24 protein-coding genes are annotated in these 25287 nt (G+C 57.0%); 9 read left to right on the top strand and 15 right to left on the bottom strand.

The genetic code is table 11. From position 1 onward, the window contains the following. Window positions 1-49 precede the first annotated feature (49 nt). Window positions 50-1984: a protein kinase YeaG gene (yeaG, locus tag SK53_RS06605; protein WP_006809140.1), complete on the bottom strand. Its 1935-nt coding sequence runs from the start codon at window positions 1982-1984 to the stop codon at window positions 50-52. A 432-nt stretch (window positions 1985-2416) separates the two neighbouring features. On the opposite strand from yeaG, the gene SK53_RS06600 reads away from it, so the two are divergent. Further along, window positions 2417-3163, top strand: a complete 747-nt coding sequence (locus SK53_RS06600; RefSeq protein WP_022650867.1) for a MipA/OmpV family protein — start codon at window positions 2417-2419, stop codon at window positions 3161-3163. A gap of 66 nt (window positions 3164-3229) precedes the next feature. Here the strand turns inward: SK53_RS06600 and SK53_RS06595 are convergent, their stop codons facing one another. Both SK53_RS06595 and gapA read right to left on the bottom strand, forming a co-directional pair. Further along, window positions 3230-4114 (bottom strand): D-hexose-6-phosphate mutarotase, encoded by an 885-nt coding sequence (locus SK53_RS06595; RefSeq protein WP_023324474.1) that lies wholly within the window; start codon window positions 4112-4114, stop codon window positions 3230-3232. Window positions 4115-4188: 74 nt separating this feature from the next. Beyond that, window positions 4189-5184: a glyceraldehyde-3-phosphate dehydrogenase gene (gene gapA, locus SK53_RS06590; protein ID WP_006809136.1), complete on the bottom strand. Its 996-nt coding sequence runs from the start codon at window positions 5182-5184 to the stop codon at window positions 4189-4191. A 341-nt stretch (window positions 5185-5525) separates the two neighbouring features. Between gapA and msrB the strand changes: the two genes are divergently transcribed. Both msrB and SK53_RS06580 read left to right on the top strand, forming a co-directional pair. Next, window positions 5526-5939, top strand: a complete 414-nt coding sequence (gene msrB / locus SK53_RS06585) for a peptide-methionine (R)-S-oxide reductase MsrB (protein ID WP_003857865.1) — start codon at window positions 5526-5528, stop codon at window positions 5937-5939. Window positions 5940-5980: 41 nt separating this feature from the next. Beyond that, window positions 5981-6259: a YeaC family protein gene (locus SK53_RS06580; protein ID WP_003857863.1), complete on the top strand. Its 279-nt coding sequence runs from the start codon at window positions 5981-5983 to the stop codon at window positions 6257-6259. A gap of 60 nt (window positions 6260-6319) precedes the next feature. Here the strand turns inward: SK53_RS06580 and SK53_RS06575 are convergent, their stop codons facing one another. The 4 genes from SK53_RS06575 to sppA form a co-directional block, all read right to left on the bottom strand. Then, on the bottom strand, window positions 6320-7576 hold the full coding sequence (locus tag SK53_RS06575) for a chitinase ChiD (protein ID WP_048208853.1): 1257 nt from the start codon (window positions 7574-7576) through the stop codon (window positions 6320-6322). A gap of 218 nt (window positions 7577-7794) precedes the next feature. Further along, window positions 7795-8436, bottom strand: coding sequence for a bifunctional nicotinamidase/pyrazinamidase (gene pncA, locus SK53_RS06570; RefSeq protein ID WP_022650870.1), 642 nt, complete (start codon window positions 8434-8436; stop codon window positions 7795-7797). Window positions 8437-8445: 9 nt separating this feature from the next. Continuing rightward, complete coding sequence (gene ansA, locus SK53_RS06565; protein ID WP_023303507.1) at window positions 8446-9462, bottom strand: asparaginase; 1017 nt, start codon at window positions 9460-9462, stop codon at window positions 8446-8448. 62 nt (window positions 9463-9524) lie between these two features. Beyond that, entirely contained in the window at window positions 9525-11381 is a 1857-nt protein-coding gene (sppA, locus tag SK53_RS06560; RefSeq protein WP_048208851.1) for a signal peptide peptidase SppA, read from the bottom strand. A 167-nt stretch (window positions 11382-11548) separates the two neighbouring features. Between sppA and SK53_RS06555 the strand changes: the two genes are divergently transcribed. The 3 genes from SK53_RS06555 to SK53_RS06545 all read left to right on the top strand — a co-directional run bounded on the left by SK53_RS06555 (window position 11549) and on the right by SK53_RS06545 (window position 15172). After that, on the top strand, window positions 11549-12100 hold the full coding sequence (locus SK53_RS06555) for an NAD(P)H nitroreductase (RefSeq protein ID WP_023324479.1): 552 nt from the start codon (window positions 11549-11551) through the stop codon (window positions 12098-12100). 116 nt (window positions 12101-12216) lie between these two features. Further along, entirely contained in the window at window positions 12217-13260 is a 1044-nt protein-coding gene (gene selD, locus SK53_RS06550; protein WP_032609020.1) for a selenide, water dikinase SelD, read from the top strand. 4 nt (window positions 13261-13264) lie between these two features. Continuing rightward, window positions 13265-15172: a DNA topoisomerase III gene (locus tag SK53_RS06545; protein WP_023324481.1), complete on the top strand. Its 1908-nt coding sequence runs from the start codon at window positions 13265-13267 to the stop codon at window positions 15170-15172. 71 nt (window positions 15173-15243) lie between these two features. On the opposite strand, the gene gdhA is transcribed toward SK53_RS06545, so the two are convergent. Then, window positions 15244-16587, bottom strand: a complete 1344-nt coding sequence (gdhA, locus tag SK53_RS06540; protein ID WP_023315910.1) for an NADP-specific glutamate dehydrogenase — start codon at window positions 16585-16587, stop codon at window positions 15244-15246. A 225-nt stretch (window positions 16588-16812) separates the two neighbouring features. Between gdhA and SK53_RS06535 the strand changes: the two genes are divergently transcribed. Next, window positions 16813-17085, top strand: coding sequence for a YnjH family protein (locus SK53_RS06535; RefSeq protein ID WP_003857857.1), 273 nt, complete (start codon window positions 16813-16815; stop codon window positions 17083-17085). On the opposite strand, the gene SK53_RS06530 is transcribed toward SK53_RS06535, so the two are convergent. Further along, on the bottom strand, window positions 17045-17461 hold the full coding sequence (locus SK53_RS06530; protein WP_023315911.1) for a pyrimidine (deoxy)nucleoside triphosphate diphosphatase: 417 nt from the start codon (window positions 17459-17461) through the stop codon (window positions 17045-17047). The genes SK53_RS06535 and SK53_RS06530 overlap by 41 nt on opposite strands. 75 nt (window positions 17462-17536) lie before the next feature. On the opposite strand from SK53_RS06530, the gene SK53_RS06525 reads away from it, so the two are divergent. Next, complete coding sequence (locus SK53_RS06525) at window positions 17537-18109, top strand: carboxymuconolactone decarboxylase family protein (RefSeq protein WP_003857852.1); 573 nt, start codon at window positions 17537-17539, stop codon at window positions 18107-18109. Then, a complete protein-coding gene (locus SK53_RS06520) occupies window positions 18099-18716 on the top strand; it encodes a CDP-alcohol phosphatidyltransferase family protein (RefSeq protein WP_048208849.1) in 618 nt (205 codons plus the stop codon). Before SK53_RS06525 ends, SK53_RS06520 begins: the two co-directional genes overlap by 11 nt. Here the strand turns inward: SK53_RS06520 and SK53_RS06515 are convergent. From SK53_RS06515 to xthA, 6 genes are all read right to left on the bottom strand, one after another. Beyond that, complete coding sequence (locus SK53_RS06515; protein WP_048209406.1) at window positions 18713-20020, bottom strand: sulfurtransferase; 1308 nt, start codon at window positions 20018-20020, stop codon at window positions 18713-18715. The two genes, SK53_RS06520 and SK53_RS06515, sit on opposite strands and share 4 nt — an antisense overlap. 73 nt (window positions 20021-20093) lie before the next feature. Then, window positions 20094-20714, bottom strand: a complete 621-nt coding sequence (locus SK53_RS06510) for an ATP-binding cassette domain-containing protein (RefSeq protein ID WP_048208848.1) — start codon at window positions 20712-20714, stop codon at window positions 20094-20096. Then, entirely contained in the window at window positions 20714-22243 is a 1530-nt protein-coding gene (locus SK53_RS06505) for an ABC transporter permease family protein (protein WP_048208846.1), read from the bottom strand. The genes SK53_RS06510 and SK53_RS06505 overlap by 1 nt, the downstream gene beginning before the upstream one ends. Beyond that, complete coding sequence (locus SK53_RS06500) at window positions 22216-23385, bottom strand: ABC transporter substrate-binding protein (protein ID WP_072163305.1); 1170 nt, start codon at window positions 23383-23385, stop codon at window positions 22216-22218. The genes SK53_RS06505 and SK53_RS06500 overlap by 28 nt, the downstream gene beginning before the upstream one ends. A gap of 6 nt (window positions 23386-23391) precedes the next feature. Then, the gene (locus SK53_RS06495) at window positions 23392-24075 is read right to left on the bottom strand and encodes a TVP38/TMEM64 family protein (protein ID WP_045897547.1); all 684 of its coding nucleotides are present in this window, start codon (window positions 24073-24075) and stop codon (window positions 23392-23394) included. 6 nt (window positions 24076-24081) lie between these two features. Further along, entirely contained in the window at window positions 24082-24888 is an 807-nt protein-coding gene (gene xthA, locus SK53_RS06490) for an exodeoxyribonuclease III (protein ID WP_022650885.1), read from the bottom strand. Between the last annotated feature and the right edge of the window lie 399 nt (window positions 24889-25287).

Genomic DNA, 25287 nt, shown 5'->3' with positions numbered 1-25287 from the left:
AGTGCCGGACATTTTGTTGGCCCGGTAAGCGCGTTACCGGGCACTTGTTTTAAGACGATTTACGCACGCGCAGATACCATTCACAAAGCAGGCGGACCTGTTTGCGCGTATAGCCTTTTTCCATCATACGGTCGACAAAATCGTCGTGCTTTTTCTGCTCGTCGGTTGAGGTTTTGGCGTTGAACGAGATAACCGGCAACAGCTCTTCCGTGTTAGAGAACATTTTCTTCTCTATAACGGTGCGCAGTTTTTCGTAGCTGGTCCAGTTCGGATTGCGGCCGTTGTTATGCGCTCTGGCGCGCAGCACGAAGTTCACAATCTCGTTTCGGAAGTCTTTCGGGTTGCTGATCCCGGCTGGTTTCTCGATTTTTTCAAGTTCCGCGTTCAGGGATTCACGGTCAAACAGCTGGCCGGTATCCGGGTCGCGATACTCCTGATCCTGGATCCAGAAGTCAGCGTAAGTGACGTACCGGTCGAAGATGTTCTGGCCGTATTCGGAATAGGATTCCAGATAGGCGGTCTGGATCTCTTTGCCAATGAACTCGGCGTATTTCGGGATCAGGTAGCCTTTCAGGAACTCCAGGTAGCGTTCAGCCTGCTCCTGTGGGAACTGTTCACGTTCAATTTGCTGTTCCAGCACGTAGAACAGATGTACCGGGTTGGCGGCCACCTCCGCGTGGTCGAAGTTAAAGACGCGGGAGAGGATCTTAAACGCGAAACGCGTCGACAGACCGTTCATCCCTTCGTCGACCCCGGCGTAATCGCGGTATTCCTGGTACGATTTCGCTTTCGGGTCGGTATCCTTCAGGCTTTCGCCGTCATACACGCGCATTTTTGAGTAGATGCTGGAGTTTTCCGGCTCTTTCAGGCGCGACAGGATCGAGAAGCGCGACAGCGTTTCCAGCGTTCCCGGTGCGCAAGGGGCATGGACCAGCTCACTGTGGTTGAGCAGTTTTTCGTAAATCTTGATCTCCTCGGAGATCCGCAGGCAATAAGGCACTTTGACGATGTACACACGGTCAAGGAACGCCTCATTGTTTTTGTTGTTACGGAAGGTCACCCATTCAGATTCGTTAGAGTGGGCAAGGATAATCCCGTTAAACGGCAGGGCGGAAATACCTTCCGTCCCGTTGTAGTTCCCCTCTTGGGTGGCGGTCAGCAGCGGATGCAGCACTTTGATCGGTGCTTTAAACATCTCGACGAATTCCATAATCCCCTGGTTGGCACGGCACAGCGCACCGGAATAGCCGTAGGCATCCGGGTCGTTTTGCGCGTGATGCTCCAGCTTACGGATATCGACTTTACCCACCAGCGCCGAGATATCCTGGTTGTTCTCGTCACCGGGTTCTGTTTTGGCAATGGCGATCTGCTCGAGGATAGACGGCCACACTTTCACGACGCGGAATTTGGTGATGTCCCCGCCAAACTCGTGCAGACGTTTTGCCGCCCACGGCGACATGATCGTACCGAGATAGCGATGCGGAATGCCAAACTCTTTTTCCAGAATTTGCGCATCCTCTTGCGGATTAAACAGGCACAGCGGATGGTCATTGACCGGGCTGCGCTCGCCGTTGGCGCTCAGCACATAGATCGGCACGCGCTGCATCAGCGCTTTCAGCCGTTCAGCCAGGGAGGATTTACCCCCACCGACAGGACCCAGCAGGTAAAGGATCTGCTTCTTCTCTTCCAGCCCCTGAGCGGCATGCTTCAGGTAGGAGACGATCTGCTCAATGGCATCTTCCATGCCATAGAACTCTTCAAACGCCGGGTATCGGGCGACCACCCGATTCGAAAAGAGACGGGAAAGCCGTGGCTCCAGGGCAGTATCAACCATGTTTGGCTCACCAATAGCCATCAATAGCCGTTCTGCCGCATTGGCATAGGCACTGCGATCTTGCCGACAAATGGTAAGAAACTCCTGCAGTGTGAACTCTTCGTCCTTGGCAGCTTCGTAGCGCTGGCGATAGTGATCGAATATATTCATGGCATGCCGTCCTTTCGTTTTTTAGCACAGGATAAGAGCCGTTCGTATGAGTAGTGGAGGCTCCCGGAAGAGAATTTTTCGCACCTCACTGCCAGAGCAGCAACCTGTGTGCCAGGTCGAAGGCTATGAACCGCAGGGTGTTCAGCAAAACCTCTTCTTAAATTAAAGCGTAGATGGCAATTGCAAAACTTGCATACGGATAAAATCTACTTTCAATGACATATCAATAACTCATCCAAAAATTTCCACTGCGGTTATAAGCGAAAAGCGGGTTTTTCATTTATCGGTCACATAAATGAAAGCGGGATGTCATCTGAAAAATGAAAAATAACGGGTTAATCAAACGGATTAGTGCGCAAAAAATTTTGGGATGTACGGGAATGGCGGTTACACTTCACCCGCTGATTATTTGACTACAGGAAAGAATGGATTGTGACCAAACTCAAACTTCTGGCATTGGGCATCCTTGCCGCTACCGCAGCGAGCACCGTACAGGCTGAGAGCCAGTGGACTGTTGGCGCGGGTGCTGGCGTGATTAACAGCCCGTACAAGCAATATGACCGCGACGTTTATCCTGTCCCCGTTGTCACCTATGAAGGCGATAACTTCTGGTTCCGTGGGTTGGGCGGCGGCTACTATCTGTGGAACGATACGGCCGATAAGCTCTCCATCATGGCCTATTACGACCCAACGCACTTTAAACCAGGCGACAGCGACAGCAATGCGCTTCGTCAACTGGACAAACGCAGAAGCTCACTGATGGCGGGGCTTTCTTACGTCCATAATACCGAGTATGGCTTCCTGCGCACTGCGCTGGCGGGCGATACCCTGGACAACAGCAACGGCTTCATCTGGGATCTGGCGTGGCTTTACCGCTATACCAACGGCGCAGTGACGCTGACGCCGGGTATCGGTGTGCAGTACAGCAGCGAAAATTACAACGACTACTACTATGGCGTGTCTAAAGCGGAGTCTCGCCGCAGTGGTTTGAATAGCTACAGCGCGGATGATGGCTGGGACCCGTACCTGGAACTCACCGCATCGTATAACTTCCTCGGTGACTGGAATGTGTACGGTACTGGCCGTTACATTCGTCTGAGCGATGAAGTGAAAGACAGCCCGATGGTCGACAAGTCCTGGTCTGGCATCTTCTCTGTAGGTGTGACCTACAAGTTCTGACCAGAACGTAATGCATTAAAACGGGGCGCTTGCGCCCCGTTTGTTTTTTATGATGCCTGAACAATATTAGCGCTTCACAATCTTGATCGTCTGGCCTAAGCGGGACGGTTTTTCTTCGCTGGTTTTCTGCGGCGCGGTCACGCACGCGGTTTCCACGCAGACGAAGGTCTTGTAACCGTCATCCGGGATATCCGCCATGCTGACGGAAAGGGCAGGGCCCGGGTTCCAGCCCACTACGTTGCTGTGGTGGTGATGAACCACATCAATACCGCGGTTCAGCGCGCTGTCGTGGATGACGCTACAGGCTTCCGGGTGCAGGTATACGCGGTCGGTACGATCCGGGAAAGTCTGCACGCCGTCGTCCAGCTTGCCTTCTTTCGCGTTATCCACTTTGTCGATAAAGGTATCGCCAAGTCCGCTCACCTTAACGGCCTGAATGTCGCCTACGTTGAAATAGGTGTGCAGGGCGGACGTTGTTTCGAATTCGCCGTGCGCTTCCAGTTCAATCTCGCAGGTTTTACCCAGCTTGAAGCGGGCATACAGGGTGAATTCATGTGGCCACAGGGCGCGCGTTTCATCATTCGCCTGGAGCTCAAAGGTCAACACCGCGCCGTTTTCATCTTCGTTGTGGGCTTTCAGCGTCCACTGCTGGTTACGGGCGAAACCGTGAGACGGTAATCCCTGCTGCGCTGACGGGCCAAACCATGGCCAGCAAATCGGTACGCCGCCGCGGATCGCCGCCCCTCTTTTGAACGAGGTGGCCTCGCTCAGCCACAGGCCTTCTTCTTCACCTTCTGGTTTCCAGGAGAGCAGGTGGGCGCCATTGAGCGCGACGGAGGCTTTAACGCGCGGATGATCAACGACGATGATATCGGCACCGTCAATCTGACGGCGGGAGAGCACAGGGGTAAGTTGTTCGACTACCGGAAGTGCAAAAATTTTATTAATCATTAAGCAATCCTCTGTCTAAAAACAATAAAAAAGGCGACCGAAGTCGCCTTTTAGGATCAAGCACTCATCTCAACTTATTTGGAGATGTGAGCGATCAGGTCCAGTACTTTGTTAGAGTAGCCAGTTTCGTTGTCGTACCAGGAAACCAGTTTCACGAAGTTGTCGTTCAGTGCGATACCTGCTTTAGCATCGAACACGGAAGTGCACACTTCGCCGTTGAAATCGGTAGATACAACGTCGTCTTCGGTGTAACCCAGAACGCCTTTCATTGGGCCTTCGGAAGCAGCTTTGATTGCTTTCTTAATTTCTTCATAAGAAGCAGCTTTTTCCAGACGAACGGTCAGGTCAACAACGGATACGTTAGGAGTTGGAACGCGGAACGCCATACCAGTCAGTTTGCCATTCAGTTCTGGCAGTACTTTACCTACTGCTTTAGCAGCACCGGTAGAAGATGGGATGATGTTCTGAGCCGCGCCACGGCCGCCGCGCCAGTCTTTGTGAGACGGGCCATCAACGGTTTTCTGAGTAGCGGTGGTTGCGTGAACGGTAGTCATCAGACCTTCGATGATGCCGAAGTTGTCGTTGATAACTTTAGCCAGCGGTGCCAGGCAGTTGGTGGTGCAGGATGCGTTGGAAACGATGTCCTGGCCAGCGTAAGTTTCGAAGTTTGCACCGCGAACGAACATTGGGGTGTTGTCTTTGGAAGGACCAGTCAGAACAACTTTCTTCGCACCCGCAGTGATGTGTTTACGTGCAGTTTCGTCGGTCAGGAAGATACCGGTAGCTTCAGCTACAACGTCAACACCGATTTCGTTCCATTTCAGGTTAGCTGGGTCTTTCTCAGCAGTAACGCGGATGGTTTTGCCGTTAACAACCAGGTGGCCGTCTTTCACTTCAACGGTGCCGTCGAAACGACCGTGAGTTGAGTCGTACTTCAGCATGTACGCCATGTATTCAGCGTCCAGGAGATCGTTGATACCAACGATTTCGATGTCAGAACGTTTCTGAGCAGCACGGAAAACAATACGGCCGATACGGCCAAAACCGTTGATACCTACTTTGATAGTCATATATTCCACCAGCTATTTGTTAGTGAATAAAAGGTTGCCTGTAAAATTACAAAAACCTTACGCAGCGTCAAGCGGAATCGTGTCAATCATTGCGACAAATCAATCCTGTGACTAACGTTTGTGCGACTGACTCGCCTCACTTTCCCTTTGAGCTAGCAACCACATGGGGGCTGCGCCCGGAATTTTAAAGGCCTCGCAGGATTAAAATGTGAAATTGATCACAATTGCCTGACCGCCTTTTCGCGACACATAAGTTTAGAACAAAAGTGCACGCGCGGGTGTTAATGTTTTGTTAGAATCTGGGTTAAAAGATGTCTGTTTCAACAGCGAGATGTAAGCATATGTCGAACCAACGTAACCCCGACGATTTGAAAAAAAACCTTACAGAGATGCAGTTTTACGTGACGCAAAATCACGGCACAGAACCGCCGTTTTCCGGGCGTTTGCTGCACAATAAACGGGAAGGCGTCTACCACTGCCTGGTGTGTGATGCACCGCTGTTTAACTCCCAGACGAAGTACGATTCTGGCTGCGGCTGGCCGAGTTTTTACGAGCCTGTCAGCGATGATGCGATCCGCTACCTGACGGACACCTCGCACGGCATGGTGCGCACCGAAATTCGTTGCGGGAACTGCGACGCCCATCTCGGGCATGTCTTCCCGGATGGCCCGCAGCCGACGGGGGAGCGTTTCTGCGTAAATTCGGCTTCCATGAGCTTTACCGATGATGAAAACGGCGACCAGACCAAGGGTTGAAAAAACGATTCAGCAAATTATTCCTTTGAAAGGGAGAGATCATGAATATTGATGACATGATTGCAGGTATGACCCCGGAGGTTTATCAGCGTCTGGTGACGGCCGTTGAGCTGGGAAAATGGCCGGACGGTGTGGCGCTCACACCTGAGCAAAAAGAGAACAGCTTGCAGCTGGTGATGCTGTGGCAGGCGCGTCACAATACCGACGCCCAGCACATGACCATCGACACTAACGGTCAGATGGTGATGAAAAGCAAGCGCGAGTTAAAAGAAGACTTCGGCATCACGCCGAAGCCGATTGCGACGATGAAAATGCAATAACGGTGCGGGTTTATGCCCTCACCCAACCCTCTCCCAAAGGGAGAGGGCTTGATTGTCTTACTACTGATGCGGGATCCCAAGCGACTCCGCCAGCTGTTTCGCGAGCTGGTTTTCGTCGTCAGCCCCATACTCCCAGAACATGGCGCCGGCCAGACCTTTCTCCTTGATGTAATCCGCTTTGATCGCCACGGAGCGCGGGTTCTCATAGGAAATCGCAAACAGCGCCTTCCCGTCGGCGGATTTCACCGACAGCCACGGCACCTTCGCCTGTTCGTCCCAGTGCTCGGTAAAGCGTTTTTGCGGATCGTTCAGCAGCTTGCGGACGATATCGTTGTATTTCACATAGGTATCTTTGGTCAGATCATAGCCAAGCGATTTGAACAGGCTCAGTTCCTGCGGCCCGAAGTAGGGCTGCGTCACCGGATTGTTTTGCGCGTCTGGTTTGCTCCAGTCGATCCCTGGCTCTACGGCACGTTTCGGCACGCGCCCATAGAAACCAATTCCGAGATTCATCTGCTGCGGCTTCAGCCCGGCGGCCAGATAGTTATTCACCACAAACTCGACGCTGTATTTGTCTGCGGCAGCTACCGTTGGCCAGTCGCTGGAGTCATACAGATTCGCGTTAAAATACTGAGTACCGTACGCCATGTCGTAGGTCATCAGGTTGATGTAATCGAGCAGGGGGGCAATAGCTTTCACATCCACCCAGCTTTTCGGACTTTCCGCATTCGCGCCCACCGCAATCGTGACCAGCTTTTTCTTACCAAACGCGTCACGCATCTCTTTTAACAGCGCGGTGAAATTATCCCGGTCGGCAGGGGTGCTTTCGACAAGTCCCCACGCGCCGTTGACCGGATATTCCCAGTCCAGGTCGATCCCGTCCAGGCCGTATTTACTGACGATCTCCTGCGCGGAGCGAATAAATACCGCGCGACTCTCTTTGGTTGCCGCTGCGCCAGAAAAACCACGCGCCCCCCAGCCGCCAACGGAAAGCAGGACTTTCAGGTTCGGGTTTTGTTTACGAAGCTGAGGAAGTAACGCCAGATCGGATGCCACCTTAGGTGATAACCAGATTTGATGCAGTTTTGCCGGATCTTTCAGCGCGGCGTTGGTTTCGTCTTTCTCGTTGTTATAGACCAGACCAAACGAGTAGTTGAGGTGGGTGATCTGGCGGACGTCGAGTTTATTAATATCGCCACCCGGTCCGGCGGTAACATCGCCACCGCCATTGAAGTAGCCCACGGACATCAGGGGCGCGGCGGAAGCCAGTGACGCGCAAAGCAAGGGTAATGCTGCCAGCAAGGGCAAACGTTTCATATAAGTTCCTCTTTGACTGAATAAAAATAACCACGCCACAGAAAAGGCGTGGCGAAAAAACAGCCTGAAGAGAATAGCATCGCCGTTTCGCTTGTGATGCGAGGGAGTTCACTTTATGGGGATTGGGGAAGAAATGCCGGGTGGCGCTGACGCTTACCCGGCCTACAAAACCAGAGAAAGTAGGCCGGGTAAGCGTCAGCGCCACCCGGCTAAAAAGCTTACGCCTGCGTCTCCATCCAGTCAGCCAGCGTATACAGCGTTGCGCCTTCTGCGGCCATATCCATAAACGCCTGAGCGCTGTCCTGCGGCTGAATATTTACCCCGCGACAGCCGTCGGTGATGACATTCACGGTATAGCCCAACTGGAGCGCATCCAGCACGGTGAACTTCACGCAGTAATCCGTCGCCAGGCCCAGCACAATCAGCTCGGTGATCTCATGGTGGCGCAACCACGCGTCCAGCGCCGTCTTCTGACGATGACCGTTATCAAAGAACGCGCTGTAGCTGTCGATGGTTGGGTTTTCACCTTTGTGGAACACCGCGTCGATGGCCTTCTGGTTCAGCAGCGGATGCAGCTCAGCGCCCTCCGTCTGCTGCACGCAGTGATCGGGCCAGAAGTTTTGCGCCAGCCCGTCCAGATCGCCCTGGCTGTAAGGCTCAACGTTGTGCTGGCTGGCAAAGCTGCCGTGGTTTGCCGGATGCCAGTCCTGACTCGCCACCACCGCTTCACCACGAGCTTTACACCACGCAATCAGCGAATTCGCGACGTCTACGGTGCTGTCGCCTTCCGCGACGGCCAGCGCACCACCCGCACAGAAATCATTTTGCAAATCGACCAGTAACAGGGCGCGTTGCTTCATGGGATCTCCTTATTCGTCCGGCGTCAGTTCACCGCGCAGGTTTTGCATCATGGCGCGGCGAATGGAATCAATATCCAGATCCTGACTCAGTAAATAGTGAAGTTTAGTCAGCGTTGCCTCAACGGTCATATCGAAACCACTTATCACGCCTGCGTGAGCCAGAGCATTACCGGTGGCGTAGCCGCCCATATTGACCTTGCCGGACATACACTGGGTGAGGTTGACCACCACAATCCCGCGATCGCTCGCCTCCTGAAGCTCTTTCAGGAACTCACCGTTCTGCGGGGCGTTACCCACACCATAGGAGCGCAGGATCAGCGCCTTCACCGGCTGGCGCAGGAAGTTGCGCACCACGTCGGCGGAGATCCCCGGATAAATCGTCACCACGCCAATCGGCTGCGGGGTGATCGGATGAACGATCAGCTCGCCTGCCGTATTTGGTGCGGGCGGCGTGCCCAGACGACGGATATGGATCCCCGCTTCCAGCAGCGGTTGCAGGTTAGGTGAGGCAAAAGCGTCAAAGCCATCGGCGTGCGCTTTAGTGGTACGGTTCCCGCGGTACAGTCGGTTGTTGAAGAACAGCGTTACCTCGTTGATCGGGTAATTAGCGGCCACGTACAGGGAGTTAAGCAGGTTGATCTGCCCGTCTGAACGCAGTTCCGCCAGCGGGATCTGCGAACCGGTCACGATGACGGGCTTGCTCAGGTTCTCCAGCATGAAGGAGAGCGCCGAGGCGGTGAACGCCATGGTGTCGGTACCGTGAAGGATCACGAAGCCGTCGTACTGGTCGTAATGGGCTTTAATATCATCCGCAATATGCTGCCAGTCTTCCGGCGTCATGTCGGAGGAGTCCATCAGCGGCTCATATTCGTGGATGGTAAAGTCCGGCATTTCCGGACGGTGAAATTCAGGCATCAGCGCCAGCTGGCGCTGCAAGTGGCCGGAAACCGGGATATAGCCATTTTCTGAGCGCTGCATACCGATGGTACCGCCGGTATAGGCGACATATATTGATTTCTTCTGCATGGTAATGAGTTCTTGTTCTTCAAAAGAAAAAATCCCCTCTTCACGGGAAGAGGGGACGGTTTTTAACGCACGTTCGCGCAGGTCAGGCAAAACGCGTAACGGCTCTGTGGATCATTAAAGGCTGCGAGCTTGTCGCTCTCCGCTTTCATGGCTTTCGCCGCGGTCGCCACCGGCGCCGGCAGATAAGCCTGAAGCGCGTCCGGCAGCATGGCACGGACGGAGCCGGACATGCTGTCCATGACCATATCGAAGAACGTCGGTTCGTCCTGATAATAGTCCACGTGCCACTGCTTGAGCTTCGCCAGCTCTGCCGCTTTCTTCACGGCGTCGTCGAAGTCACCCAGGCTGTCTACCAGACCGTTGCTCTTCGCATCCTGGCCGGTCCAGACGTGGCCCTGCGCGATCTGGTCAATCTGGTCTGGCGTCTTTTTACGGGAGTCCGCAACCAGCGTGATGAAACGTTTATAGCCACTCTCAATGCTGAGCTGCATCATCTCAGACACCTCAGGCGGCAGGGATTTGGTAACGGACACGTCTGCCAGCGGCGAGGTGGAAACGCCGTCGGTGTGGACGCCGAGATAATCCAGGCTGTTCTCAACGGTGTTGATCACACCGAAGATGCCAATCGAGCCGGTCAGCGTGCTTGGGTTAGCCACGATGTAGTTGGCTGGCGTCGAGATCCAGTACCCCCCGGAAGCCGCCATGCCGCCCATCGAGACCACTACCGGCTTGCCTGCGGCGCGCGCGGCGGCCAGTTCAGCACGGATCACTTCAGAGGCGCTGACGCTGCCGCCAGGGCTGTTCACCCGCAGGACAATTGCCTTCACTTTCGGATCCAGGCGCGCATCGCGGATCTGCGACGCGGTGGTGTCTCCGCCGACGTTCCCCGGCGTTTCTTCCCCGTCCATAATGGCCCCGTTAGCAAACACCACGGCGATGCTGTCACCGCTGTCGTCCGATTTTTTCGCGGCGTAGTCATACATGCTGATGGCGCTGTAGTTTTTGTCCTCTTTACTCCAGCCGAACTGTTTGGTCAGCGCTTTTTCAATTTCAGCGCTGGAACCCAGCTGATCGACCAGTTTGTTATCAAGCGCGTATTTCGCTGTATCGCCGTCCACCTTGCGCAGGCCGTCCAGCACGCCGCGCGCGCCCGGAAAGACCTGCTCAGCGGTAATCTGACGGTTAGCGGCAATGGTGCCGAGGTAGTTCTGCCACAGCTCGCCAATCCAGCGGCTGTCCGCTTCACGAGCGGCAGGGGACATATCATCGCGGATAAACGGCTCCACGGCGGATTTATAGGTCCCGACGCGGAAGACGTGGGTAGTGACCTTCAGCTTGTCGAGTAGCGATTTGTAGTACAGACCGTTAGTGGCGAAGCCATGCAGATCGACCGTGCCCTGTGGCGAAAGCCAGATCTTATTGGCAAAGCTCGCCAGATAATATTGCCCCTGGGTGTAGCTGTCGCCAATGGCAATAACCGGTTTACCGCTGTCGCGAAATTCGCGCAGCGCTTTACCGATGTACTGCATTGACGGCTGATCGGCGCCGGCAAAATCTTTCAGGTCCAACACGATACCGGTAATGTTACGATCGTCTTTGGCCTGACGGATGGTGTCGACAATATCAAACAAGGAGTTTTCCTGGAGACGGTCTGACGTTGCGCCGAACAGCTGGCGGCCAATCACGCCCAGACGGTTGCTGGTCGATGGCTTATCAACAATCACCCCGGTGATATCGAGTAACAGTGCGCCGCGCGTCGAATGCTGCGACTGGTTTGCGTTGCTGATATGCATCCAGATACCAGCGCATACCAGGACCAGGAAGATGAAAAAGATGTTCATCACCAGGTTGCGGGCGAAGTTGAGCAGTCGCCACGTCCATTTAAAGAAACCGGCAAAGATTCGCCAAAGGGTTCGCATGTATTCTCCCTAACCAGAAAAGGACTGTTTCCGTCGCCACGGGACGGTAATGTGCGGTTATCGTAATGACCCAACCGCCACTTGTCAGCAGGAATCGCCTGCCACGCTGTAACAAATTCTGCTGTCGTGTTAATTTTGTGAGTAAATTTCATGAAAGGAGTTAACCAATGGACGCACTTGAACTGCTTGTTAACCGTCGTAGCGCTTCCCGCCTGGCCGAACCGGCACCCGTCGGCGAGCAGCTGGAAAACATTCTGCGTGCCGGAATGCGTGCGCCGGACCATGGCACATTGCAGCCGTGGCACTTCTTTATTATTGAAGGCGAAGGGCGCGGCCGCTTCAGCCAGCTGCTGGAGCAGGGGGCTGTTGCCGCAGGCCAGGATGAGAAGGGGATTGATAAAGCCCGCAACGCGCCATTCCGTGCGCCGATGATCATCGCGGTAGTCGCAAAATGCCAGGCCGATCATAAAGTGCCGGTCTGGGAGCAGGAGATGTCTGCCGGTTGCGCGGTAATGGCAATGCAAATGGCCGCCGTCGCGCAGGGCTTCAATGGCATCTGGCGCACCGGACCGCTGACCGAAAGTTCGGTCGTGCGTGATGGCTTTGCCTGTGGCGAGCACGATAAAATTGTCGGCTTCCTCTATCTCGGCACCCCGCAGCTTAAAGCCTCCAGCACCATCAGCGTGCCGGACACCACGCCTTTCGTCAGCCGTTTTTAATTACCCGCGCTAAACTGTCTGGATTCTGAGCATCCGCCGCAGAATTCAGACAGTCATACTTACCTCTTTATGGAATGAGCGCTACCATAGCGCGATTGAGATGACAGGAGACGTCCATGAGCGAGCAAACCATTCGTTTAACGCAATACAGCCACGGAGCCGGTTGCGGTTGTAAAATTTCCCCGAAAGTGCTGGAGACCATCCTGCACAGTGAGCAGGCGAAGTTTGTCGACCCGAACCTGCTTGTCGGTAACGAAACGCGTGACGATGCAGCGGTTTATGACTTAGGTAACGGCACCAGCATTATCAGCACTACTGACTTCTTTATGCCGATTGTCGACAACCCATTCGACTTCGGACGCATTGCGGCCACCAACGCCATCAGCGATATCTTTGCGATGGGCGGTAAACCGATCATGGCGATCGCCATTCTGGGCTGGCCGATTAACACCCTCCCGCCGGAGATTGCCCGCGACGTGATTGAAGGCGGACGCTTTGCCTGCCAGCAGGCGGGTATTGCCCTGGCCGGTGGTCACTCTATCGATGCGCCGGAGCCGATCTTCGGCCTGGCCGTCACCGGCGTGGTGCCCACCGAACGCGTGAAGCGCAACAGCACGGCGCAACCGGGCTGCAAACTGTTCCTCACCAAGCCGCTGGGCGTTGGCGTACTGACGACCGCAGAGAAAAAGTCCCTGCTGAAGCCCGAGCATATTGGTCTGGCAACGGAAGTGATGTGCCAGATGAACCTCGCCGGTGCGGCATTCGCCAATATCGACGGCGTGAAGGCCATGACCGACGTGACCGGATTTGGTCTGCTGGGGCACCTCTCTGAAGTGTGTCAGGGCGCGGGCGTGCAGGCGCAGGTCTGGTATCAGGATGTGCCGAAACTGCCGGGCGTGGAAGAGTACATTGCTCAGGGCGCCGTTCCGGGCGGGACGCAGCGCAACTTCGCCAGCTACGGCCATTTAATGGGCGAAATGCCGGAAGCATGGCGTAACCTGCTGTGCGATCCGCAAACCTCCGGCGGTCTGCTGCTGGCGGTGACGCCAGAAGCTGAAGCTGACGTTCAGGCGACGGCTGCCGAGTTTGGCATCACCCTGACGGCCATTGGTGAGCTGGTGACCGCCCGCGGTGGTCGCCCGATGATTGAGATCCGTTAATTCGATGCGGTTGTTTATTGCCGAAAAACCGAGTCTGGCGCGTGCCATCGCCGACGTGCTGCCCAAGCCGCATCGCAAAGGTGATGGCTTTATCGAATGCGGTAACGGACAGGTGGTCACCTGGTGTATCGGGCACCTGCTTGAACAGGCGCAGCCGGATGTCTACGACAGCCGCTACGCCCGCTGGAATCTCAACGATCTGCCGATTGTGCCGGAAAAGTGGCGTCTGCAACCGCGTCCTTCCGTCACCAAACAGCTCAACGTCATTAAGCGCTTCCTGCATGAGGCGACGGAAGTGGTCCACGCGGGTGACCCGGACAGGGAAGGGCAACTGCTGGTCGATGAAGTGCTGGACTACCTGGAGCTGGCGCCGGAAAAGCGTCAGCAGGTGCAGCGCTGCCTGATCAACGACCTTAACCCGCAGGCGGTGGAGCGCGCGATTTCGCGCCTGCGCGCCAACAGCGAATTTATTCCCCTGTGTGTGTCCGCGCTGGCACGTGCCCGCGCGGACTGGCTGTACGGGATCAACATGACCCGCGCCTACACCATCCTAGGACGCAATGCGGGCTATCAGGGCGTACTCTCTGTTGGGCGTGTTCAAACCCCGGTGCTGGGGCTGGTGGTGCGTCGCGACGAAGAGATCGAAAATTTCGTCGCCAAAGACTTCTTCGAAGTCAAAGCGCATATCGTCACGCCGAAAGACGAACGCTTTACCGCCGTCTGGCAGCCGAGCGATGCCTGTGAGTCATATCAGGACGAAGAGGGACGGCTGCTGCATCGTCCGCTGGCGGAGCACGTGGTTAACCGCATTACCGGCCAACCCGCGATAGTCACCAGCTATAACGACAAACGGGAATCAGAGCCCGCACCGCTGCCGTTCTCCCTTTCGGCGTTGCAGATCGAGGCCGCGAAAAAGTTTGGCCTGAGCGCGCAGAACGTGCTCGATATCTGCCAGAAGCTCTATGAAACCCACAAGCTGATCACCTATCCGCGTTCGGACAGCCGCTATCTGCCGGAGGAACACTTCGCCGGACGCCACTCGGTGATGAACGCCATTGGTGTCCATGCGCCGGATCTGTTGCCGCAACCGGCGGTAAACCCGGATACCCATAACCGCTGCTGGGACGATAAAAAAGTCGATGCCCACCACGCGATAATCCCGACGGCGCGCACCAGCAACGTCAACCTGACCGACAACGAAGCAAAAGTCTATAACCTGATCGCGCGTCAGTATCTGATGCAGTTCTGCCCGGACGCGGTTTTCCGCAAGTGCGTTATTGAGCTGGAAATTGCCAAAGGCAAATTTATCGCCAAAGCGCGTTTCCTCGCGGAAGCGGGCTGGCGCACGCTGCTCGGCAACAAAGAGCGTGACGAAGAGAACGACGGTACGCCGCTGCCGGTCGTGGCCAAAGGCGACGAGCTGCTGTGCGAGAAGGGGGAGGTGGTTGAACGACAGACCCAGCCGCCGCGCCACTTCACCGATGCGACGCTGCTTTCGGCCATGACCGGGATCGCCCGTTTTGTGCAGGATAAAGATCTGAAGAAGATCCTCCGCGCCACCGACGGTCTGGGGACGGAGGCGACCCGCGCGGGGATCATCGAGCTGCTCTTTAAGCGCGGTTTTCTTGAGAAAAAGGGGCGCTATATCCATTCGACCGAGCCGGGGCGCGCGCTGATTCATTCCCTGCCGGAGCTGGCCGCCAGGCCGGACATGACCGCGCACTGGGAATCGGTGCTGACGCAGATCAGCGAGAAGCAGTGCCGCTATCAGGACTTTATGCAGCCGCTGGTGGGGACGCTTTACCAGCTGATCGATCAGGCGCGCAGCACGCCGGTGAAGCGCTTCAGAGGGATGGTTGCACCAGGCGCGGGTGCGAAGAAACCGTTTAAAAAGAAGAAAAGCGCGGCCTGATACGCCCGGTTTTCACCCTCTCCCTATGGGAGAGGGCCGGGGTGAGGGCACCCGGCCGCACGATATAAACCTTAAATCACACCCTGCCCAATCATCGCATCCGCCACCTTCACGAACCCGGCGATATTCGCCCCGCGCACGTAGTTGGTCTGAGACGCCTCGCCGCCATACTCCACGCAGGCGTGATGAATATCGAGCATGATGTGGTGCAGACGGGCATCCACTTTCTCAGCCTTCCAGCTCATTCTCGCGGCGTTTTGCGCCATTTCCAGACCGGATGTTGCCACGCCGCCAGCGTTCGCCGCCTTGCCTGGTGCAAATAGTACGCCCGCGTCCAGGAATAGATCGGTCGCTTCAATGGTGGTGGGCATATTTGCCCCTTCCGCTACCGCTTTCACGCCATTGCTAATCAGCGTCCGGGCGGCATCCACGTCCAGTTCGTTTTGCGTCGCGCACGGCAGGGCGATATCCACCGGCACGCCCCACGGCTGTTTACCTTCCAGATAGGTCAGGCCAAACTCACGGGCATAATCCGCTACCCGACCGTCACGGCTGGCTTTGATTTCGCACAGACGCGCCAGTTTTTCTGCCGTAAAGCCAGCTTCATCCACTACGGTGCCGCTGGAGTCGGAGGCGGTCACCACGCGCGCGCCAAACGCCATCGCTTTCTCGATAGCGTACTGCGCCACGTTGCCGGAGCCGGAGACCGCCACGCGCATCCCCTCGAAGCTCAGCCCGTGACGCTTAAGCATCGCTTCAGTGAAATAGACCAGACCGTAACCCGTCGCTTCCGGGCGAATCAGGCTACCGCCAAACGACAGACCTTTGCCGGTAAAGACGCAGGCGCTGTTGTTGGAGAGCTTTTTCATCATCCCTGCCATAAAGCCCACTTCACGCCCCCCCACGCCGATATCTCCGGCGGGAACGTCGGTGTCCGGCCCAAGGTGGCGATAGAGTTCAGTGACCAGCGCCTGGCAGAAGCGCATCACTTCGCCTTCGCTCTTGCCTTTCGGATCGAAATCACTCCCGCCTTTACCGCCGCCCATCGGCAGGGTAGTGAGCGCATTTTTAAAGGTCTGCTCGAAGCCGAGGAACTTCAGAATCGACAGGTTCACCGAAGGATGGAAGCGCATCCCGCCCTTAAACGGCCCAATGGCGGAGTTAAACTGCACGCGCCATGCGCGGTTGACCTGCACCTGATTGCGATCGTCCACCCACGCCACGCGGAACTGGATGACGCGCTCTGGCTCAACCAGACGTTCAAGCAGCGCCATCTGGCGGTAGCGCGGATTTTCCTCAAGGAAGGGCCACAGGGTGGTCATGACTTCACGAACGGCCTGGGCAAACTCGCTTTGGTGCGGGTCGCGCTGCTGAACATGGGCAAGAAAGCTTTCCAGAGAGCGTGTCTGATCCATAGATATAAGAACCTCTTATAATAATTTATGCGTGTGGCGGAGATGTTTTGTGTCGTTTTTTTGACTATACCACCCGCACCGCTTTGAGAGGCAAGCAGAAATTTATGCTGCAAGGGAAATTAATGACAGGGCGCGCGTCATAACTAAAAGCGATGACGAGATACATTAAAGATCCCGTCCGGATCGACCGTTATAGATATAAACGATGCAAAGGAAACAAAGTCTATGAACCGTTACGCAATGGCCGCGTTATGTTTGATGGTGTCCGCCGGGGCACAGGCTGATCGCATTCGCCCGGATGTCGAGGTTAACGTGCCGCCAGAGGTCTTTAGCGCTGGCGGCCAGCGCGCGCAGCCGTGTAATCAGTGCTGTATCTATCAGGATCAAAACTATTCCGAAGGCGCAGTGGTCAGGGCGGATGGCGTGCTGTTGCAGTGCCAGCGTGATGAACGCACCCTCAGTACAAACCCGCTGGTCTGGCGTCGCGTAAAAGAATAAACGCTTCCAGCAGCGGTATATCCGCCGGGGCTAAATCATACGTGAACGCGTCTTCTGGCGTACACCATACCAGCGCCGAGTGATAATGCGCCTTCAGCTCACCGCTAAATTCAGGCACATGCCAGGCGTGGAGGTGAATCAGCCGCTGCGACACCTCCCGCTGGTGGCTTGCCACATACCGCGCGGGCACGGCTTCAATGCCGAGCTCTTCGCGCAGTTCGCGGATCAGCGCTTCCGGCTGGGTCTCACCGGCTTCAACCTTCCCGCCCGCAAATTCCCACATTCCTGGCTGATCGGCATGTTCGGGACGCTGCGCCAGCAAAATCTTGCCCTCATTTTCGAGGATGGCCGCAACCACATCGAGTGTTTTCAGCATGTTCGTCAATAATTAATAGCGAAAAACGACATATTATCGTGCCCTTCCAAAGAGTCCAGTCATCAGGAGAATCAGGTGAAAGAGATATCCGCCTGGGTTGCGCCCATGGAAACCCTTCCCGTCAGCCTTAGCCCCATCGCCGCCATGCAGAAAAAACACTTCGGCGCGGTGCTGAACCCCACTCGCTGGTGGGGGCGTATGCCGCGTCTTTTCTGGCTGGTGGCGCTGTTTGTCGGCTATCTGGAGCGGCGCAAGGCGCGTTTGACCCCGGTTCTGCGATCGCTACTAATGACGCGGGTCTCGCAGATCTGCCACTGCGCATTTTGTATTGATGCCAACAGCCTGCGTCTGGCCGAGCGGAGCGGGGCGCTGGATAAAGTGCAGGCCGTCAGCGACTGGCAAAATTCCACCCTGTTCAGCGAAGAGGAGCGCGCGGCGCTGGCCTATGCGGAAGCGGTCACCGCCACGCCGCCTGAGGTGGATGAAAATATCAAAAGCCTGCTGAAGCGCCACTTTACGGAAGAGACCATCACCGAAATGACGGCTCTGATTGCCTTTCAGAATCTTTCCGCCCGCTTTAACGCCGCGCTGGATATCCCGACTCAGGGGCTGTGCGCCACGTTTAAAGGTAAACCACATGCTGGATAAACATCTGCACCCCCGGCTGAAACCCGGGTTAAATCAGCTGGCCGCCGCGCTGGATAAACCGTTTATCACGCCTGATGGCTTAACGCTCGCCGGGTTTGCGATTGGCGTGCTGGCGTTACCGTTTCTGGCGCTGGGCTGGTATCCGGCGGCGCTGATCGCCATTGTGCTGAACCGGCTGCTGGATGGTCTGGACGGCGCGCTGGCGCGTCGCCGGGGCCTGACGGACGCGGGAGGATTTCTTGATATCGCCCTCGACTTCCTGTTTTACGCCCTGGTGCCGTTTGGCTTTGCGCTGGCCGCTCCGGCTGACAATGCGATTGCCGCCGCCTGGCTGCTGTTCGCGTTTATGGGGACGGGCAGCAGCTTCCTGGCCTTTGCCGCGCTGGCGGGGAAGCATGATATCGACAACCCCGGCTACGCGCACAAGTCGCTTTATTACATTGGAGGATTAACGGAAGGAACGGAGACCATCGCGCTGTTTGCGCTGTGCTGCCTGTTTCCGGCGCATTTCGCGCTCTTTGCCTGGGCGTTTGGCGCGTTGTGCTGGCTGACCACCACAACGCGCATCTGGAGCGGTTATATCACGCTGAAGTCACTTACCCGCTAGCGAGCGCTCTCCGGTCCGCGCTCGCCGGTGGAGACCGGGTTCTGCGGATGGCTGCTCCATTCGTACCAGCCGCCGTCGTAGACGGCAACGTTCTGCCAGCCCATGGCGCGGGCGTACATAAAGGCTTCAGACGCGCGCCAGCCGGTACCACAGTAAAACGCAACGTGCTGCTCCGGCAGGATATTCCATGTTTTCCACATGGCGGCAATATCATCGGCGCTGCGCATGGTGCCATCCGGATTGTGGAAATCTTCCATGTGGGTCGCGTCGCTGCCCGCATGGCCCCAGCGCGCACCGGCAATTTCACCTTTTGGTTTGATATAGCTGTAGCCGCTGGTTTCACCGATAAACTCTGGCCAGGAACGAATGCTCACCAGCGACGCGTCCTGACGGTGCAGCATTCCCCGGGCCTGCTCCATATCCACCATCAGCCGCGGCTGGCTCGGGATCGGCGCGCCAAAATCAGGGGCTGGCTTGACCTTTGCAGGCGTTCCGCGCTCAACGGGCAGGCTGGCGTCGGACCACGCCTTCCAGCCGCCATCCAGAATTCGCACATCCTTCACGCCCGCGTAGAGCATGATCTGCGCCACGCGCGCGGCGGCATATACGTCGCGACCGTACAGAATGACGGTGGTATCGTGACGGATCCCGTGCTTCGCCAGCATCGCTTTCAGCTTTTCGTCAGAGACCTTATTCCACAGCGGTTCGCTTTCCACTTCATTGGTGTCGATATAGCCCGCGCCGGGAATGTGGCTCAGGAGATAAAGCTTCGGCGCACCCCAGCCAGCCTCGATCACCTTCCACTCTCCGGCTGGTGCGGCGGTAACGGGTTTGCCCTGCTGCAACTGGCGGATCCACTGCGGATAAACCAGCTGTTCGAAATGCGCCAGACGTTGCAGACGATCGGATTGTTGCAGGGCATCGCTCAGGGTGGAGACGTGGGTAAAGCCCGCTTTCTCCAGCCGCGTTTTGACGGTCTGGTTGTCATTATCGTTGCCATAGAGCGCAACCGGCATGTCTGGCGTAAGCCGATGCTGTTTTGCCCAGCCGCTGAGCTGTTCATCGCTCATTGCCCCAAGCCAGCTGGCAGAGAGATTAAGCGCGGCGGGTTCATGCCCGGACGTTCCGCTCAGGGTCTGCGGCCAGCCGTTATAGAACGCACTGATGCGCGTATCAATTACCGCGCCGTTTTGCGTCTGAAGCTGAGCCAGCGTGAGGGAGTGGGGCATATCAGCCGCCGTGGAGGAGAGTGAGGCGAGGCCGCAGATCAGGGCCAGCGCGGTCAGTTGAGAAACACGTTTCATCGAAAAACCTGACGTCATTAAAAGAGGGGGGCATTGTCGTCTCTCCTGAAGCCAAAAACATTGCGTTAGCACATTATTGCCAGCGAGAAATCTCAATCACCTCGCCGCCGGGCGGAATATCGTCCTCATCATGCGTGACCAGCACCACCGGGATCCTGCGCTGGCGAGTGACCTCGAATACCCACGCCCGGAATGAGGCGCGCAGCGTTTTATCCAGTCGACTGAACGGCTCGTCGAGCAGCAATGCCTGCGGCTGGGCGAGAAGGGCGCGCAACAGGCTGACCCTGGCGCGCTCGCCGCCGGAAAGGGTCGCCGGATCGCTGGTGTAGTGGTTTGCCAGCCCGGCAGTCTCCAGGGCCTGCTCGACCGCGTTGCGGCGGGCGCGCCCGACGATGTGCGCCGGCAGCGCCAGCATCAGGTTTTGCCCCACGCTGAAGGCGTCAAACAACAGGGCATCCTGAAACAGAATGCCGATCCCGCGCGTTTCCACGGGGAGCATATCGCAGCGACGATCGTTCAGCCACAGCTCGCCGTGCGCCTTAAAATCAGCGGATAACGCCCCCACCATCCAGGCGAAAAGGGTCGATTTCCCACTCCCGGAGGGCCCCATCAGCGTGACGATCTCCCCCGCCGGGACGCGGAAGTTGACCTCATGAAAGAGCGGCGCAATGGTGAGATTTTTCACGGTCAGCATTAACGTAATCCTTGTCTGTGACGGCCCACGAGCCGGGAGAGCAGCGCGGCAAGGGCAAATACGCTGCTGGTCAACAACAACAGACCCAGCGCCCGGCTGGCGAGGATCGGAATGCTGCCGCCGCTGCTGAGGGCGACCGCCTCCGTCGTCAGGGTGGTGAAACGTCCCGCCCCCAGCCAGAGGGTAGGCATGTACTGGGCCATGCTCACGGAAAAGCCGGTGGCAAAGGCCAGCAGGGCCGGACGAACCATCAATGGGCATTTCACTTGCCAGAAAATTTTCGCCCGCCGCCAGCCCAGCGTTCTGGCAGTGAGGATAAGCCGGGGATCGAGCCGGCGCCAGGCCGGTTGTAGCACCAGGAGCATCCACGGGAGAACCCATAGCATATGGCTCCAGAGCACCGCAGCGTACTGGCCGTCGATGCCCAGCCACAGCGCCACGGCATACTGCCCGGACACGAGGGGCAGCGCCGGGAGGGCGAGCGGCAGCCAGATCCACACCGCGCCGCGCTGGGATCCCCACTCAAGCCAGAGCATGAGGATGGCCAGCGCTGTCAGGCTGGACAGCAGCCCCAGTGAAAGGCTGTCGCTGACGGGGCCGATGTCGTCCCGGCGTGCCAGCATCAGCAGAACCAGCGCACAGAGCACGCCGCACAGCGGCAGTAACCCGCCCAGCACCCGTGCGGGCAGCGCACTATGCGAAGCGCGACGTACCCCGGAGGGGTCAGGCTGGGCGCGCCGCCATGCCGTCCAGAAGCCGTATCCCACCGCGGCAAGCGCCGCCAGCAGCAGGAGCAACACCAGACACAGCAGCGTTCCCTTGGTTTGCTGCTGCGCATCGCCCTGGGTGAGCCACTGCCAGGCCAGCACCGCCAGCGTAGGCGGGTTGCCCGGCCCGAGCACGATCGCCACATCCACCACGGAAAGCGACCAGGCGAGCACCGCCAGCATCACGGCGCCCAGCGCGGGGGCGATTGCCGGGAGGACGAGCCAGTTGAGCGCCTGCATTCGTCCGTAGCCGAAGGTATGCAGGACAATTTTCTGCTGTACGAGGCGCTTTTCAGGCAGCGCGGCGTAGATTGTCCACAGAACGAACGCACTCTCTTTGACCGCAAGCGTCAGGCCAAGCCCGATACCGTAGCGGTCAAGCTGCGGCGAACAGACTGTACAGATCCGGTAAAACTGCCCCCCTTCCGCAAACAGCAGCAGCGCGCTGGTGGCGAAGGCGACGTGCGGCACGGCTAACAGCCACGGCAAACGGGTGCTCAGGCGCTGCCAGCCTTCACCCGGCCAGAGAAGCGCAAGCAGGGTCAGGGCGATAAACAGTGAGCCCAGCGTCGCGATAAGCGTGGAAACCAGCGTGGCGGCCAGCGCCTGCGGCAGCTGCGGGTCGGCAAACAGCGTCGCCCAGTTGCCGGGAGAAAACGCCGGGGCCAGCAGCATGCCGCTGGCGGGAAGCAGGGGCAGATAGATGACCGCCATTGCCGCCCAGACCAGCCCGCTTAGCGGGTTCCGTAGCGGCGAAGCCATTCCTGCTCCAGGGCGTTAACCCAGGCGGCGTGCGGTTCGGGAAGCACATCAGGCGTGCTTGATGGGGTAAAGGCGCGAAGCTGTTTTGCCGCTTTCGCAGGCAGTTTTTCGCCATCCAGCACGCTCGGGTCACCCCAGACGTCAGGATTAGCTTTGCGGATCTGCGCCTGCGGTGACAGCAGGAAATTCGCCACCACTTTCGCACCTGCGCTCGCGCTGGCGTTTGCCGGGATGGCGACAAAATGGACGTTGCCGATCATGCCTTTGAGAAAGCCGAAACTGTAGCTGTCGGCAGGCAGTTCACCGCTCGCCACCTTTTGCATCGCATGGGCGGGGTTAAAGGTGAGCGACAGGTTCAGACTGCCGCTGGCCAGCAGCGTATCCATGCGCGCAGGCGACGGAGGAAAATCGTTCCCTTCGCGCCACAGCAGGGGGTGCAGCGTATCAAGGTAATCCCACAGCGGCGCGGTGACCTGCGCAAAGGTACTGTCCGGCGCGTTTTTTAACGCCTCCGGATGGGCGGTCAGCGCCAGCAGTAGCTGCTCAAGAAACGCCGTGCCGGTAAAATCCGGCGGTCGCGGATAGCTCACCTTGCCAGGGTGCTGTCGGGCGTATACCAGCAGCGCGTGGGGATCTGCCGGTGGTGTCGGCGTACTCGCTTTACGGGCGATAAAGGTTAATTGCGCGCCGCCCCACGGGGATTCTGCCCCATCGGTCGGGATGGCAAAATCTTCCGTTACCGGTTTACGGGTATCGACGTAGCGCCAGTTGGGCAGGGTTTGCGCCCAGCCGGTGAGCAGCAGGTTTGCCGCTTTCAGGTTGCGGAAGTTTTCCCCGTTTACCCAGAGCAGATCCACCGACCCGTTACTGCTACGTCCTGCGGCATGTTCCGTCTGGATCCGCTTCACCGCGTCGGCGGCATCGGCCAGATGAACGATCTTCAGGTTGATGGCGTAGTGCGTTTTCATCTCGCCGCTTACCCAGTCGAGGTAGCGGTTAACGGCCTCGTCACCGCCCCAGGCGTTAAACCAGACGGTCTGCCCGGTGGCCTGTTGCTGAATGGATTGCCAGCTCTCTGCGGCGAAGGCAGAGGTTGCCAGCAGCAGACTCGTCAGAAACGCGCAAAAACGCACCCGGCGCATAATGCCTCACTTTTTAATCGAAGGGATGTAACGGGAAAACAGCCAGCGAGTGACCAGCGGTAATAACCCTAATAGTGTAAAGGCGAACAGCAGTCCCGGCGACAGAATATCGCGCAGCGAGGTGAGTTTCCCCAGCTCGCGTCCGGCGTTCAGATAAATGACGGTGGCAGGTAGCATTGCAAGCTGGCTGACCCACCAGTAGTGACACACCCTGAGACGGGTTAGCCCCATCAGCAAATTGACCAGAAAGAACGGGAACAACGGCATCAGGCGCAGGGCAAAAAGGTAGCGCGCGCCGTCGCGATCCATTCCCGCATCTATCGTGCTCATCTGTGCGGCAAAGCGCCGTTGCACCCAGTCTCGAAGCAGATAACGGCTGACGAGCATGGCAAGCGTGGCGCCGAGCGTCGAGGCAAATGACACCAACAGCGTCGCCTCCCACAGGCTGAAAAGCGCCCCGCCGAGCAGCGTCAGAAGCGCGGCTCCGGGGATCGATAGCGCGGAGAGCAGAACGTAAACCGCAAAATAGAACAGCGCGCTCTGAAGGGGCGCTTGCTCCACACGAGCGAGCAACGTTTGCTGGTGTATTTTTAGCGTGTCGAGGGAGAGCATGCCCGGAGGAAGCAAAACAACAATTAAAACAAATGCGCCCAGAAGGGCGCACAGGAGACTGATTTTTTTAATATCCACTGAAGTTTACAGCTTGAACGTTGCCCATACCGGCGCATGGTCGGACGGCTTTTCCATGCTGCGGATGTCATAGTCGATACCGGTTTCGATGCAGCGTTCGGCCAGGGGGGCGCTCGCCAGCAGCAGATCAATACGCAGGCCCCGGTTGTCATCGAAGCCTTTAGAGCGGTAGTCAAACCACGAGAAACGGTCCTGCGTTTCCGGGTTAGCCGTGCGGAAAGTATCCACCAGCCCCCAACCCAGCAGGCGCTCCATCCACTCGCGCTCCTCCGGCAGGAAAGAGCATTTGCCGGTGCGCAGCCAGCGCTTACGGTTCTCTTCGCCAATACCGATATCCAGATCCGTCGGGCTGATATTCATGTCGCCCATGATAAGCACCGGGTTTTCTTTTTTGAGTTCGGTTGTCAGGTAGTTTTGCAGATCCTGATAAAACTTCGCTTTGGCCGGGAATTTGGTTTCATGATCGCGGCTTTCACCCTGCGGGAAATAGCCGTTGATGACGGTCACATTGCCGAGTGCGGAAGGAATTTCCGCCATGATGATGCGGCGCTGCGCCTCTTCACCGTCACCCGGGAAGCCACGGCGCACCGACACCGGCGTATCTTTGGTCAGCAGCGCAACGCCGTAGTGGCCTTTCTGACCGTGGTAAAAAACGTTATAGCCCAGCTTCGCTACCTCTTCGAGCGGGAACATATCGTCGTGAACTTTTGTCTCCTGCAAGCCGATCACATCTGGCTGATGTTGCTCAACAATCGCTTCAAGCTGGTGAGGGCGGGCACGCAGGCCGTTGATATTAAAAGAGACAAATTTCATAGTCGCTGCCAATGCAAGGTGAATAGTGCAAGGATGGTAGCAGAATTTACGTCGTCTGTTATCCGCTTCGCCCAATTACTGCGACAGATAATGCCAACGGTGCAATATTTGCACCATTTCGGCGCGTTTTGCCCTCGAACAGGGCGTAAACGACCGATAAATTACGCGAGCGATCACAATTCCAGAATTATATTTGGCCTCTGCATACTCTTTCTTGTTTTCATGCGGCAAAGCGCCGCTTGTCGTAAAAATATTCACTACTTATGCATTATAAGTGAATATCTCCATATTGTAACTCATTGATATTCTGTTACCCAAACCCATTTATGCATTTTTATCGCTGGCTGGCACGAACGCTGCAATCTACATTCACAGTGCAAACACTCAATTATTTAACAT

Source organism: Enterobacter sp. MGH119 (genome assembly GCF_001037675.1).
Lineage (GTDB): Bacteria > Pseudomonadota > Gammaproteobacteria > Enterobacterales > Enterobacteriaceae > Enterobacter > Enterobacter hormaechei_C.
This window is presented reverse-complemented; position numbering and strand designations above follow the sequence as displayed.

Excerpts from the sequence above, each read along its gene's own strand:
- gdhA (WP_023315910.1), bottom strand. The coding sequence starts at position 16,587 with ATGGATCAGACACGCTCTCTGGAAAGCTTTCTTGCCCATGTTCAGCAG.
- xthA (WP_022650885.1), bottom strand. The coding sequence starts at position 24,888 with ATGAAATTTGTCTCTTTTAATATCAACGGCCTGCGTGCCCGCCCTCAC.
- sppA (WP_048208851.1), bottom strand. The coding sequence starts at position 11,381 with ATGCGAACCCTTTGGCGAATCTTTGCCGGTTTCTTTAAATGGACGTGG.
- msrB (WP_003857865.1), top strand. The coding sequence starts at position 5,526 with ATGTCGAACCAACGTAACCCCGACGATTTGAAAAAAAACCTTACAGAG.
- SK53_RS06530 (WP_023315911.1), bottom strand. The coding sequence starts at position 17,461 with ATGCTGAAAACACTCGATGTGGTTGCGGCCATCCTCGAAAATGAGGGC.
- gapA (WP_006809136.1), bottom strand. The coding sequence starts at position 5,184 with ATGACTATCAAAGTAGGTATCAACGGTTTTGGCCGTATCGGCCGTATT.
- SK53_RS06500 (WP_072163305.1), bottom strand. The coding sequence starts at position 23,385 with ATGCGCCGGGTGCGTTTTTGCGCGTTTCTGACGAGTCTGCTGCTGGCA.
- SK53_RS06515 (WP_048209406.1), bottom strand. The coding sequence starts at position 20,020 with ATGAAACGTGTTTCTCAACTGACCGCGCTGGCCCTGATCTGCGGCCTC.
- SK53_RS06555 (WP_023324479.1), top strand. The coding sequence starts at position 11,549 with ATGGACGCACTTGAACTGCTTGTTAACCGTCGTAGCGCTTCCCGCCTG.
- ansA (WP_023303507.1), bottom strand. The coding sequence starts at position 9,462 with ATGCAGAAGAAATCAATATATGTCGCCTATACCGGCGGTACCATCGGT.
- SK53_RS06580 (WP_003857863.1), top strand. The coding sequence starts at position 5,981 with ATGAATATTGATGACATGATTGCAGGTATGACCCCGGAGGTTTATCAG.
- SK53_RS06520 (WP_048208849.1), top strand. The coding sequence starts at position 18,099 with ATGCTGGATAAACATCTGCACCCCCGGCTGAAACCCGGGTTAAATCAG.
- SK53_RS06535 (WP_003857857.1), top strand. The coding sequence starts at position 16,813 with ATGAACCGTTACGCAATGGCCGCGTTATGTTTGATGGTGTCCGCCGGG.
- yeaG (WP_006809140.1), bottom strand. The coding sequence starts at position 1,984 with ATGAATATATTCGATCACTATCGCCAGCGCTACGAAGCTGCCAAGGAC.
- SK53_RS06505 (WP_048208846.1), bottom strand. The coding sequence starts at position 22,243 with ATGGCTTCGCCGCTACGGAACCCGCTAAGCGGGCTGGTCTGGGCGGCA.
- pncA (WP_022650870.1), bottom strand. The coding sequence starts at position 8,436 with ATGAAGCAACGCGCCCTGTTACTGGTCGATTTGCAAAATGATTTCTGT.
- SK53_RS06545 (WP_023324481.1), top strand. The coding sequence starts at position 13,265 with ATGCGGTTGTTTATTGCCGAAAAACCGAGTCTGGCGCGTGCCATCGCC.
- selD (WP_032609020.1), top strand. The coding sequence starts at position 12,217 with ATGAGCGAGCAAACCATTCGTTTAACGCAATACAGCCACGGAGCCGGT.
- SK53_RS06575 (WP_048208853.1), bottom strand. The coding sequence starts at position 7,576 with ATGAAACGTTTGCCCTTGCTGGCAGCATTACCCTTGCTTTGCGCGTCA.
- SK53_RS06595 (WP_023324474.1), bottom strand. The coding sequence starts at position 4,114 with ATGATTAATAAAATTTTTGCACTTCCGGTAGTCGAACAACTTACCCCT.
- SK53_RS06510 (WP_048208848.1), bottom strand. The coding sequence starts at position 20,714 with ATGCTGACCGTGAAAAATCTCACCATTGCGCCGCTCTTTCATGAGGTC.